We start from the raw sequence: 12,464 nt of genomic DNA, 5'->3' as shown, positions 1-12,464 counted from the left end.
ATTATGCTTGAGAAAATAATAGATTGGGTGGGTGGCCTTATTATCCATATGGTAAAGACCCTCCTAGCGCCTATTTATGGATTTATGGATACTATTCCAGTTCTAGTCTTTGGTGGAGATAATGCTAATCTAGATTTTTTATATGAAAAGAATGCGGTTACCAATGTATTAGATACCGGTATGCCTGTCATGTTTAAATTTGTTGCTTTTTGTGTCCTCGTCAGTGTAGTTGTTACAGCAGCAAAATATTCCGCAACGGCTATAAATCCAAATAATCGGACGGCATTAATTGAATATGCAAAAGACTTAATGATTATCTCGATTTGCCTCTGGCATTTAGATTTCTTTTATAATTTTGTATTTAATCTAAACAATTGGATTACATCGGAATTTAAAGAGGCGATAAATGGAGTAAATAACGGGAATTTCAACCCGGATCAACAAATACCTTTGTTAAAGTCGGGGCTGTCTGACTATAAGACAATTACAGAGCTCTCAATGAAAGGTCATGAAAACGATTATATGTTTATCATATTCGGACTATTTATTGAAGCTGGATTAATGATATGGGCAAACTTTTATTATTTAATGCGTGCGGTGACGCTGTACGTATTAATGTTACTAGGCCCTGTAATGGTAGGAATGTGGTTGTTCCCACAAAAGAAACAACAGACGTTATATTGGATTCGTGAGTTTATGGGGGCAGTATTAATCCAAGCGATTCACGCAATTACCTTATGGTTAGTCATTACGCTTATTGGGGGTGCACAAAATCCTATTATAAAATTAGTATTGCTTGCCATGTTTATCCCAGTTGGTGAGATTGTAAAAAGCTTTATTGGCCTTAGCACCAATGCATCCGCTGGTATTCATAGAGCAGGTACGATGATGGGTATGGGTGCTTTAGCGAGTGTGGCTGGACTGGTTAAAGGTGTTCGTGATGACTACCGTAATTCAAAAGCAAAACCTGATGATAAAGGGGATAAAGAAAAGACAAAAGAAGATGCTGATAACCCGAAAAATGCATTAGGAGCGAATTTAGGGACAGATGTAGGTACAACATCTCGTGCAGCTCGTATGTTAAAAGCTGGTCAAATTGGAAGTTCAATGGGTAAAGCAGCGACAGGACTTGCAGGTATGGCGGCGGGAGCTGGTTTGGGTCCGGGAGCGATGGTAGCAGGCTCGCAAGTTGGAAGTGCATTAGGTGGTGCTCCTGGTGCAGTGGCTGGTAGAAGTGTTGCTGCAGTCGGCGAAGGGGCTGTAGCCTTAGGGAAACATATTGGTTCAAGCGTAAGTAAGGGTGTGGGCACGTATTCAAATTTAAATGGCGAATCGTATCCGGAACTAACTGATGAAGATATCGCACAGGATTTAGCTACAAAAGATTTTGAATCTTGGAAAGCGGATAATCCAGATTCTGCAGTTGCAAGTCGCCTGAAACAAGCATTCCTTGGTGCGTCCGATGCGGAGATTGCCAAAAAAGTAGCGAAAACAAATAGTGATCAAATGTCTCATTTCAAAAATCAGCGTAAACAAGATTTACAGGGTATGAAGAAGAACGCTACTCCATATGGAAACGCTAGAGATTTAGTTAACGCTGCAACGAATGCATTCCAAAAGGGTTATGAGGCAGACCATAAAGATACGTTTATGAGTCAGTTACCAGAAAATATGTCAGCGGAAGAGAAAGAGAAACACTGGAACGACCATCTGAACACAAAAGTACAAGGATTTAGGAACCACGCAGAACAGGCGGCAATAAAAGCAGGAGCCATGCCAGTTGATGCGAAGGATAAGCAAGGAAATAATCTGTTTGATAAGTCCTATGTGAATAAAGATGCGTTTGCTTCTCGACTTGCATTAGGAAAAGTCGGAAAAGCAGTCGAGGGTGTAAAAGGAGAAACGTTAGAAAGTGGCCATCAAAATATGGGACAAGTAGGTGCTCTTGTCGGTGCTTCTACTGCTGCATTTAAGAAAGCGTATAGTGCAGACCATAAGGCTGGATTCATGAAACAATTCCCTGCAGATATACCGCAACAAGAAAAAGAAGCAGCATGGAATAAGCATTTAGATCAAAAAGTACAAGGATTTAAAAATTATGCACAACAAGCGGCGGAATCAGCTGGTATTGTACAGCAAAAAGACGGTACAAACTATGCGAATAAAGAAGCTTTCGCTTCTCATTTATCACAACAGTTACAAAAAAATCCTGGCTTAAATGCTATGGGTGTATCTAGTGCAGCAGGCATTCAGAAGGCAGTCAACGGTGTGAAAACGCACGGTTTGACAAGTGGAACAGGAAGCCAGAAAGCGAAACAAGTAAGTAATGTTGGGAACCTGGTACAAGCCTCTACAGAATCCTTTAAACAAGGCTATGCCGCTGAGAACAAGGCAAACTTTATGAAAAACTTGTCTCCAACTATGTATCCAAAGCAAAAATTAGAAGCGTGGCAGGCACACTTGAATGAAAAAGGAAATGAATTTAAAGCAGTTGCACAACAAGCAGCAGTACAAGCGGGAGCGATGCCCGTACAGGCAAAAGATACGAGTGGTAAGAGTCTACATAATCAATCGTATATTAATAAAGATGCCTTTACTTCGCAATTAACGAAAGGTTTACAAAATCATACAACTCTTGGAACAGTGAGCCAACAAGTAAGTTCTGGGATTACAAGTTCAATTCAAGGAGTTAGAACACACGGTGTTGCTGCAGGTGGTGCAATCAATAAAGCTGTATATGCAGCTACGCAAACACAAGCGAGTGTGGCACGTGCAGGAAATCTCTCCGTTTCTGAAGTTGAACGCTCGTATGCAGATGCATCAGCTAGTATAGCAAGTATTGCTCAAAGTGCTGGTAAAATGTCTATCCCAACTTCTGCAGTGGGACGTATGACACAGCAAGGTGCAAAGCTTGGCATGAGTGTAATGGAAGGTACCAAACACCTTATGTTTGCGGATAGCATTGGTAAGGTATCAAATGCATATTATAGTGCCGCAAATGCTGTACAACAATCCGGAGGGAATGCAGTACAAAGAGTGATAAGCGGGACCAATGCTGCTGTCAATACTTCATTAGGTGGGAATGCAGCAGAGCGTCACTATAATGTGACAAAAGGCTTAAGTTACGCCGCAGGTGTGATTGGTGGTGCGGGTGCTTATCAAGCAACTGCGCGTATGGTTAGTAAATATAATCCGTATAACAGTGCAGTTCGTACAGAAGCAAAAGAGATTCAGGAAATTCAACAGATGGTACCGACGACAACAGATCATACAGGCGCGCAATCGGTTGTAAAAGGTGCAGTACGTCTTGTGACGACAAATAATAAATCATGGATTGAAGCAAAAGACGCTAGTGGTATGACGCAAGTTGTATCTCGTTATGGGAGTGGAGATAGTAGCATACGCTCTGGACAAGTCGTATATCAGGATTTAAATATTTCAGATGGACAGTTAACACAGTACCGGAATGGTACGAAAGCTTCTCCAGCTTATATACAAGATTCAAGTGGTGGGAAAATCAATATTAATCGCTCGATAAATGTAAATCCAAATCAATTAGTAGGAAACCAAAATCAAAGACCTTTACAACAGAAACCGGTATTTAATGAACCACCACTTACGGTAAATCACAAGGTAGACAATGGTCACTTCTATATGTCTGATTTAGACCAAGGTGGCTATCAGAATGTACAAATGGTGGTAGAAAGAGACCGTAGTTACATGGTTGCGACGACAACGGATGGTACGGTTTCACGTGTTTCTCCATTTGGAAAGGGAGATACGCGCTTACAAACAAACCAAAGGATTGAAAGAGCTTGTGATGTGAAAGATAGTAGTATTAAGCCAAGAGAAGAAATCTTAGTAACACATACACAGGATGAAGTTGTTCGTACAGAGACGCATCTGAATTTATCAGAACATGACCCGCAAAATCTGATTCCATTTGCGCCAAACCCTCGCTTGGCACAGCGACGAGGAAGAAATTCCGAAAATGGAAAATATGGTGTGATAAGTCTATGAGTCAAAATCCTAACGATCCAAATGAACAGAAAAAAAGTAACCCTTTAAAAGATGTAGCTTCTCACTTTATTAAGAAAAAAGGGATGCAAGCACGAGGGAAAATGGTAAAAATGGCAGGGAAAGCAGGAAGGGCGGCAGCGAAAGCTGCTGCCAAAATGCTAAAAGCAGGTATACTAAAAATTGTAGGTGCTGTTGTGGCGGCAGTTGGAGTACCTGCCGCTTTGGTAATGGGAGTAATTATTGCTGTGTGTGTGATTTTAGTCTCTTTGGTACCTTTTACCGATGATGATACGAAAACAGAGGAACAAGTTAAAAAATATATGGAAGTCTCAATGGCTCTGAATGTGGATTGGAAAGAGGTTGTCGCTTTTGATATGGCGCGATATGATAATGACCTCACCGGTAAAGATCCACATGATGCGATTTCATATTTTTTGGATATCCAATATGAAGAATATACGGAAAAAGAGGTATGCGAGGCGGGACCGAATGGTCCTTGTGAAAAAAAGAAAAAAGAGATGCAAAAAACCAAATCTGAAAGTTACTCTGGACCAGATGTAAAAAAGATATTAGGAGATACAGATTTTAAGAAAAAAATAGATGAGATTAATGCGAGTGGAAGTAAAAAAGTGACAACATCTTCTCATGGGCTTGAGAAAGCCATGGAACTCGCAAAGTTTAGTAAGAGTCAAAAAGAGCGTGCGCGTGAGATATTGGAAGCTGGGTTGTTAGAGGCAACGTATGGACATCTTGCACCTTCTAGTAATTTTGTTGGTGGTATGTGTGTAGGTAATGTGAGTCCTGGCGGGGAGCCTGTCAATCTTAATGAAAAGGTAACAGGGTATCTTCCTAAAATTAAAGAGATGGCAGAAAAACATGGTGTTGCTGAATATGTTGGCGTTCTAGCAGCTCAAATGATGCAGGAATCAGGAGGAGCAGGAAATGATCCAATGCAAGCATCAGAGGGGCACTATGGGGACATGAGCTCATCTTGTATAGGTGTAAAGGGAAATGCTCGTGTAGGGTGTATTAAAGATCCCAATATTTCTATAGAAGCAGGTGTAAGGGAATTTAAAGATGTACTAGGAAAGGCGAATGGTGACATTGCTCTCGCCTTGCAGTCTTACAATTTTGGTGAAGGTTTTATTAGTTATGCATTAGCTAAGGGTGGCTATTCAGAGGAAACAGCCATTGAATTCTCAAGAAGTAAGAATCATTTAAACCCAGCTGGTTGCTCCGATCCGAATAACTTCCGAACCAAGGTTAATGCGTGCTATGGGGATTTTTCATACGTTACCAAAGTTTTGAAATATTACAAAGATTTAGGTTGCGTGGCGGCTGGTGATGGAGAATGGATTTCTGATAAAGGTTGGAAGTGGCCAACGAAAAGTGGGCGTATTACAGATACATTTGATGCGGTTCGTGGTGGAAAGCAACATAATGCTGTAGATATTGGGGCCATGACCGCCGGAAAAGCTGGAGATCCCGTGTGGTCGATGGAAGCAGGTATTGTAACAGCCCAAACAGGAAATGTAAACGGTGGTGGTCTAGGTGTCTATATAGACCATGGAAATGGTATTGTATCCCGTTACTTACATTTGAGTAAAATATCAGTTGCATCAGGAACCATGGTAACAAAAGGACAAATAATTGGGGAGATGGGCGGTTCTAACTATGATAGAGATACTGGTCTCCTTAATATGAATGGATACGCTGTCCATTTAGATTTCCAAATACGTATTAACGACCAACCAACTGATCCAATGAAATTCTTTAAGAAAAATGATGACCCAGGATTATCATCAGGTGGTTCTCCTACAATGACAAATGCTAAACGACAAAAGGTATTGGAAGAAGCGAAAAAATGGCTAGGACAAGGGAAAGTGAGATATGTACTAGGGGATCGTAATCCACCAGGTGGCACGTCAGATTGCTCAGGATTTACACAGTATGTCTTTAGAACAAGTATAGGTGTACAACTTGGAGATTGGACAGGTGCTCAAGTCGGACAAGGTAAACAAGTACCAGACATCAATCATGCACAACCAGGTGACCTTATTTTCTATGAAAACCCAGGGCACGTTGCAATTTACATGGGGAATCAAAAAATGATTCATATTGGCGATAACAAAGGTGTACAAATAACAGGTCTAAACTATACGGCAAGAGGTCAACATATGATGCAAATTCGTAATGTTATAGACTGATTTGGGATGTGAAGAAATGAAGAAAGTCATAAATGTGCTAGCGAATCTGCCTCGTAAGTACTTAGTTATATTGGGGATTATTGTGTTAGTAGTAGGCGTTGCTACCTATAATACTATTCATCGTTACATGATGAAATCACAAGTACAAGAGGAAGAGCAGGTAAATCAAGATGAAATAGAGATGCTTGGAGATAAACCAAAAGGATTTGATACAAAAGAAGAGGAATATATCGCGAAAACAAAAACAGTAGAGGATTTACTACGAAAAATTTCTAATAGTAGTTATGATGTTCCGTATTTGTTTACAAAGGCTGGATTTGGTATTGAACCAATGAAAATGACAAGCAATGAGCGTATGCTGGCTACAGAAGCTGTACAACGATATTTCCTAAATGGGGATAAGTTTTACAATGCGCGAATTACCAAAATTGACCGTGGAAAAAAAGTAGACACGTTTCATATTGAAGTTTTAATTCAACAGGTAAATTTCTTAGAACCACGACAATTTAAAGTACAGGTAAACAAATATGCACAAATTGTAACACCAATTGAACAAATTCCACATGGACAAGAAGAAGTACCTGTGGATTAAGAAGGAAATGAGGGTTGTGGAAGAAAAAAACACAACCCTTTTATAAAAAAATAAAGAGTACCTAAAAATATTTATTGAATATTCATAATTTTCTGATATAATAAAACCATGGTTAAATGAAATTTGTATATAGCGATAAAATGAAATGAATATGGAGGGATACAAATGAGAATGTTAATTGGAACAGCTGCGAATTTTGTTTCGGGATATTATATAGGACGAAATTCTGGATTATTAGGAACGTTGCTTGGATGGGCTTTTCTGTTGGGTGGTGGCTATCTGTTAATAGAAAATTGGGATAGTATCACAGTATGGATGCATAGTTTGAATATTGTACAAGGATTAGATGGTTATGAAGATATGAGCAATGGCTTTATTTTCATCTGTTTGGTAGTAAGTGGCTTTATTCTCATCTTGTTGTCCCCGCTTTTCATTATTTTATTAATAGTTTGTTTCATTTTAATGAATATTGTTGCTTGTACACTTGTGTTATTAACATCACCAAGTACATATATAAAGAAGAAAGATAAGGAGAATGAATGGGAATGAGTACAATTCTAGTTTTAGGTGGATCAAATGGAAGAACGTTAGAGAAGTTGGCCAAAAAAAGAGACTGCCAGGTTATTTTCCATGATGGGAAAAATCACGGTGGCGTAAAGAAAACGTTTCGAAGTGTGATAAAAAAATGCGATGTTATTGTCATTCAAAAAGGTGCATGTGGACATGTATCTATTGATGTAGCAAAAGAGTACGCAAAGAAGTATGATGTCCCACTATTATTTAATCAAGGGTTTGGTGGAACCGGTGCATTAGAAATGGGTTTAAAACATCTGCAAGCGGCTTGATTTTAGTAGGTAGTCTGAGATAACTGTTTGGGCATTAAATCATTTAATCATTATATAAGATTTTTATCAAATTAGTAATTGCTTAACTTACTAAAATTTGAATTTTGTAGAAAAGCGTGGTGGATTGGAATGACAACAAAAAAGAAGAAAGAAATGCGAGAGATAGCAAGAGAAAGAGGTTGTAAATGTAAGGAAGAAGAACAGTATCACTGGTTTCAAATGAGAGACGGTACTATCGGTTGCAATAGATGTGAATCACTAATTATAACTGATGTTGAATACAAGAATAATAAAAATAAAACTGAATAAAAGCGTTATTTGAATAGAAAATGGCAAGTAATTGACTTAAGTTACCTGTCGTGATCTAAAACAGTCTGGAGTGTAGCCATGGGAAGCTGACTCGTAGATAGTTTGTGTAATGCAAAAAAGATTATTCGTAAATGAGAATGAAAAATTATTTTATAAGGACTGGCATTCTTTTAGTTTCAAATCTTTCAAAGTCTATAGGACAATATGCAAACGTTGCGATAGGTTCTGAAGTTTCATTCGTTAAAAAAGTGTGGTTAATTACTTGGCCAGAAGAAGAATAAAATGTAATTTTAGTTTTTGATATAGGAGGAAGCGTTATAACTAGCGGTTTACTTGACATATTAATCAACTCCTAAATTATTTGATGCTATAAGAACTTAAAATGTATTCAATAAATATGTATGACCTCATGGTATTAAGTTAGTACTTTGTGAATTTAGAAATTCAATAAAATAGTTATTTTGGAGAAAGAGGTGAGCGTATGAAAGAAGGGCGTTATTACGAAGATATCCGGGATGGACAAGTTTTAAAATGCAGAACATTTACACGGTCTTGTTATTTATTTCAAAGATCGAACGGTGATCTGATTGAACGGGAAAAAACAATTCATTATAAACGAGTACAAGTAAAAAGAAGATTGCAACATTTGAAGGCAGTGATGACAGGAACGAGAAGATACCAAGTAACAGGAAGGAGCGCGTTGACTTCTTAATCAGAAAAATAGGGTTTGATGTTATTAGTAAATCAATAGCTTCAATGACAGATAGGGGAGTTAAGTCTTTTTTCAAAGAAGTGTATCCAACGTATAAGGATAGAGAAGACTATCAAGCTCCTGAATACAAAACTCCGGAATGCCTTGTTTGTGAAGGTGAAACAACAATGCATTGGGAGTGCGCTTGCGGACATGCGATTATCGATAGGAATGACCCAGCATTACAAGAGCTAAAAGATAGTGAGGAATATAAAAGAATTCAGGAACGATGGGTTGTTAGATGAAATATAAATTCAAAAAGTTGAACAAAATTTTTATTTAAACATAAAAAGAGCGCTAATCGATAGCGCTCCTTATACCTAATTATAATGAAAGTGACGAGCTCACATTATTTAGAAAGGTAGTAGTAATGTATGCCAAAACATGAAATCAGTGAATGGATTCAAATACAATTTTTCCTTAATGAAAAAGGCCCTAGTAAACTAGGACCACAATTGAAGCATCATCTTTAAAGTGAAAGTAAAAAGATTGATGTGAGGTTATTCTAACGCGAATCTTTAAATAGGGAAACAACGATATTAATAAAATCGTTATTTAAATAAAAAAAGTGAAGGGTAAATACATAAACATGAATAATAGTAATATACATAAATCAGGTTATATCATACTTATATATTTTATAATGACTCAATTTGTTGGGATTATAGGTGTCCAATTGCTTGCGAAGACAGGTTGGTATGATATTCAGGGAAACCAACAGCAAGCTATCCAACAACTTCTTGTGCATTGGGAACTAATTGGATTTTCACTTACGCTAATAATCATTTTTCTTATATTTAGTAAAGAATTGATGAATGATCCAAAGTTATCGATTAAATTATCAGGAAATTTATTCGTAAGAATTTTAGTTGGGATCATAGTAGTATTTGTTGGGCAGATGGTTGGCAGTCTTTTAGATAAGAGTGTATTCCAGCTAACTACGCAATCAGCAAATACGTCTAGTACAGTTGCTGCTGCTGCATTATCCCCTGTGGCACTTATTTCAATTGTTCTTCTTGCACCTTTAGTAGAAGAGTTTGTTTTTCGTTATGCGGCCATAAATATTTTAACGCGAAGGTTTAAACAAACTTGGAGTATATTAATAAGTTCATTGTTCTTTTCTATTATGCATTTTGACTTTCCATTTATATTTGGATATTTTTTCATTGGACTTGTGCTTGCTGTAGTATATGTGCGTACTAATAGGTTACTAGTATCATTTGTTGTTCATGCTAGTATGAACTTAATTGTTGTTATACTCCAGATTTCTTGATGAAAAAGCAGCGGATACGCGCAACTTACTAGTAATTTAGTTTTTTTACGTTTATGATTTTAAAAATTATGGTAATCTTAATAAGATTACATTTGAAAATGTGGGTTCAAGTTGCTGTATTGACTGAATTGCACAAAAAAACCAATTCCATTACACGGGAATTGGTTTTTTTGGTGTGTGTTTTGTTAGCATAATGATTGACGGCCTAAAGGAGAGTTGTTTCTTTGTAGTTTAGTATAACTTAAATGAAAAGAAAGTACAAAATAAAATGATGAATATTTACATAATTTTAAATTCTAACACAAAAATGTAAAGATATGGTTTATGATGAGTGGTGAAACACTCTCCTATGTTTCTAGTGATTGTATCTTTTATCTGTTTTTGGCGCGAAATCTGTTGAAAGATTTTTCGCTTTTTTTTATTGCTTAATAGGATCAGAATGATATAGTGCTCCCTATTTCTTGTAAACTCCTTTTCTCCATACCCACTCAATAGGACCATAACGGAAATATTTACTCCAAATCTTGCTGAATATAATTTGTACAAAAATAATTAAAAACCCGAAGATACATAGTTGCCAGTAATATATGTGTGAGACATCTTTAAAGCACCACGAAAGAATGACAAGCGTAAGTATGCTTTGGGTAATGTAATTCGTTAAAGCATATTTACCAATGATCATAAAAGGTTGCAGACATTCTATATATTTTTTAATCTCACAAGCTTTAAGTAGAGTGCAAATGTAGAATATAGCTAGCGTTTTTCCTCCAAATAGAATCCATAGTTGTATATCCTGAGAGTAATAGACATCTGTTTTTATAAAGTAGTAGGTAATAGGACAAGAGAGAAGACATGAAATGCATAATGAACTCCACTGTAAAAATCTAATTTTCTTTATTAATTCCGGTACTCTTTTAAAAATATCTTTCTTACCAGCCCATAAGCCGATTAAAAATAAGCCTATATATTCTGGAATTCCAATTAGTAGTTGTTGGGGTTCCTCTATCATCAGAAAAAACAAACGTGCTTTTACTTGATATAAATAATGTGTAAATAGATTTACTGTGTGGTTGGTAGTGTTGCCTGTAAACATATATTGATAGTAAGTTGGCACTTCAGGAATAGAAGAACTTGCTCGTAAAAATACAATAATATGTAATACATAACTAACCGTTAAGAAACTACAACCAGCTATAAAAATAAGCTTAGTAGATCGCTTATAAAAGAACAATAGAATAAATCCTGCTATAGCATACGCATGTAATATATCTCCATACCATAGAAAGGTGAAGTGAAGTAAACCGAAGGCTAATAAAATACACAGTCTGCGAATAAACAACTTATACATGGGGTATCCTTTTGCTTCTGTATTTTTCATAAAGATATAAAACCCTACGCCAAATAAGAATGCGAAAATAGTGTAGAACTTTGCTTGTATAAACAAATCTACTAAAAAACGAATTGCTTTATCTGTACCGGAGTAACCTGCCTGATTAAAGGGATCTAGCCCCGTCATAGTGGGTAGATTCGCAAAAAGGATACATAGTATGGCCATACCTCTTATTATGTCTAAAGATTGAATACGAGCGTTTTGTTGCATGTTAATTCTCCTTTCATACAAAGAAAAACGAGCACTATACTAGCTAGCGCTCGAATTACGTCTTGCAAAGAATCCATCATATGTAGCAGCTGACACGGCTCCTTCTAGACGTTCAACTTCTTCACCTCTGTTATAAGCTACAACAACTGGAGTACCTGGAATGTCGAACTCTTGAAAGGCACTTTGATTTTCTGGTGTAGAGATATCAATACGATAGATGGTTCTATCATGCTTTTTTGACATACTATGTATATCTGGTGCAGCTTTTTTACAAAAATGACAGGTAGGTTGATAGTAATACGCAATGAACTCTTCATGGGATTTTATTTTTTGATTTAATTCTTCTTTTGAAATATCTTTTATATTTTCAGGTGCTTCTTTTACATCTGCAGCAGATACAATTGTTTTTTCTGGTGTTACTATTTCTGTTTTGACTGATTCATTTTTAGTTAAAGTAAAGATCGTGATACCAATAACACATAAAGTTGTTATAACTGCTCCGATTTTGTAGATTTTTTTCATAGTAAATTCCTCCTTAAAGTAAAAAAAAGGACAAACCTCGCCCGAGTTAACAGGGCGTAAGGTTTGTCCTTCACGCTACGTACAATAGAGTATAAACAATGGAAACAAATTTTCTATCCCTATAATAACATAAGATTCATATAGAGTGCTATAAGAATTTTGAAAGAAAAACAATAAACAACACAATAAGGGGATTCTCTGTGCTGTATCCAACTGTTAGGGACACAATTCCCCTCTATTAATCATAAAATCATCCAACAAACATATCTCCAAAAGTGTGTATACTTATGAAGTGTGGCTTAAGTACATTTTGATACCTTTTGAAGTAGTTTATGCTGCAAAGAA

The 12,464-nt window shown here is 36.7% G+C and carries 11 protein-coding genes; 8 read left to right on the top strand and 3 right to left on the bottom strand.

What is annotated here, in order from left to right; genetic code table 11:
• The first annotated feature begins 3 nt into the window (after positions 1 to 3).
• The 6 genes from ACUN0F_RS01240 (at position 4) to ACUN0F_RS01215 (ending at position 7,973) form a co-directional block, all read left to right on the top strand.
• Complete coding sequence (locus ACUN0F_RS01240; protein WP_445539033.1) at positions 4 to 4,020, top strand: type IV secretion system protein; 4,017 nt, start codon at positions 4 to 6, stop codon at positions 4,018 to 4,020.
• On the top strand, positions 4,017 to 6,227 hold the full coding sequence (locus ACUN0F_RS01235) for a lysozyme family protein (RefSeq protein ID WP_445539032.1): 2,211 nt from the start codon (positions 4,017 to 4,019) through the stop codon (positions 6,225 to 6,227). Before ACUN0F_RS01240 ends, ACUN0F_RS01235 begins: the two co-directional genes overlap by 4 nt.
• 16 nt (positions 6,228 to 6,243) lie before the next feature.
• Positions 6,244 to 6,819, top strand: coding sequence for a hypothetical protein (locus tag ACUN0F_RS01230; RefSeq protein ID WP_046955790.1), 576 nt, complete (start codon positions 6,244 to 6,246; stop codon positions 6,817 to 6,819).
• Between the two features lie 165 nt (positions 6,820 to 6,984).
• Positions 6,985 to 7,368, top strand: coding sequence for a hypothetical protein (locus tag ACUN0F_RS01225; RefSeq protein ID WP_445539031.1), 384 nt, complete (start codon positions 6,985 to 6,987; stop codon positions 7,366 to 7,368).
• Entirely contained in the window at positions 7,359 to 7,664 is a 306-nt protein-coding gene (locus ACUN0F_RS01220) for a DUF2325 domain-containing protein (RefSeq protein ID WP_033703472.1), read from the top strand. Before ACUN0F_RS01225 ends, ACUN0F_RS01220 begins: the two co-directional genes overlap by 10 nt.
• Before the next feature lie 129 nt (positions 7,665 to 7,793).
• Complete coding sequence (locus tag ACUN0F_RS01215) at positions 7,794 to 7,973, top strand: hypothetical protein (RefSeq protein ID WP_098902009.1); 180 nt, start codon at positions 7,794 to 7,796, stop codon at positions 7,971 to 7,973.
• A 145-nt stretch (positions 7,974 to 8,118) separates the two neighbouring features.
• Here ACUN0F_RS01215 and ACUN0F_RS01210 read toward each other — a convergent pair whose 3' ends face one another.
• The gene (locus tag ACUN0F_RS01210; RefSeq protein ID WP_000095757.1) at positions 8,119 to 8,313 is read right to left on the bottom strand and encodes a hypothetical protein; all 195 of its coding nucleotides are present in this window, start codon (positions 8,311 to 8,313) and stop codon (positions 8,119 to 8,121) included.
• Positions 8,314 to 8,454: 141 nt separating this feature from the next.
• Between ACUN0F_RS01210 and ACUN0F_RS01205 the strand changes: the two genes are divergently transcribed.
• Both ACUN0F_RS01205 and ACUN0F_RS01200 read left to right on the top strand, forming a co-directional pair.
• On the top strand, positions 8,455 to 8,685 hold the full coding sequence (locus tag ACUN0F_RS01205; RefSeq protein WP_445539030.1) for a hypothetical protein: 231 nt from the start codon (positions 8,455 to 8,457) through the stop codon (positions 8,683 to 8,685).
• Positions 8,686 to 9,313: 628 nt separating this feature from the next.
• The gene (locus ACUN0F_RS01200) at positions 9,314 to 9,997 is read left to right on the top strand and encodes a lysostaphin resistance A-like protein (protein ID WP_445539029.1); all 684 of its coding nucleotides are present in this window, start codon (positions 9,314 to 9,316) and stop codon (positions 9,995 to 9,997) included.
• Positions 9,998 to 10,451: 454 nt separating this feature from the next.
• Here the strand turns inward: ACUN0F_RS01200 and ACUN0F_RS01195 are convergent, their stop codons facing one another.
• Together ACUN0F_RS01195 and ACUN0F_RS01190 are read right to left on the bottom strand one after the other, a co-directional pair.
• Positions 10,452 to 11,597, bottom strand: coding sequence for a DUF418 domain-containing protein (locus tag ACUN0F_RS01195; RefSeq protein ID WP_445539028.1), 1,146 nt, complete (start codon positions 11,595 to 11,597; stop codon positions 10,452 to 10,454).
• Between the two features lie 39 nt (positions 11,598 to 11,636).
• Positions 11,637 to 12,119: a thioredoxin family protein gene (locus ACUN0F_RS01190; RefSeq protein ID WP_445539027.1), complete on the bottom strand. Its 483-nt coding sequence runs from the start codon at positions 12,117 to 12,119 to the stop codon at positions 11,637 to 11,639.
• Positions 12,120 to 12,464: the final 345 nt, after the last annotated feature.

This window comes from Bacillus sp. 1A (assembly GCF_052682215.1).
The sequence above is the reverse complement of the archived record's forward strand: the minus strand, read 5'-3'. Positions and strand labels throughout refer to the sequence as shown.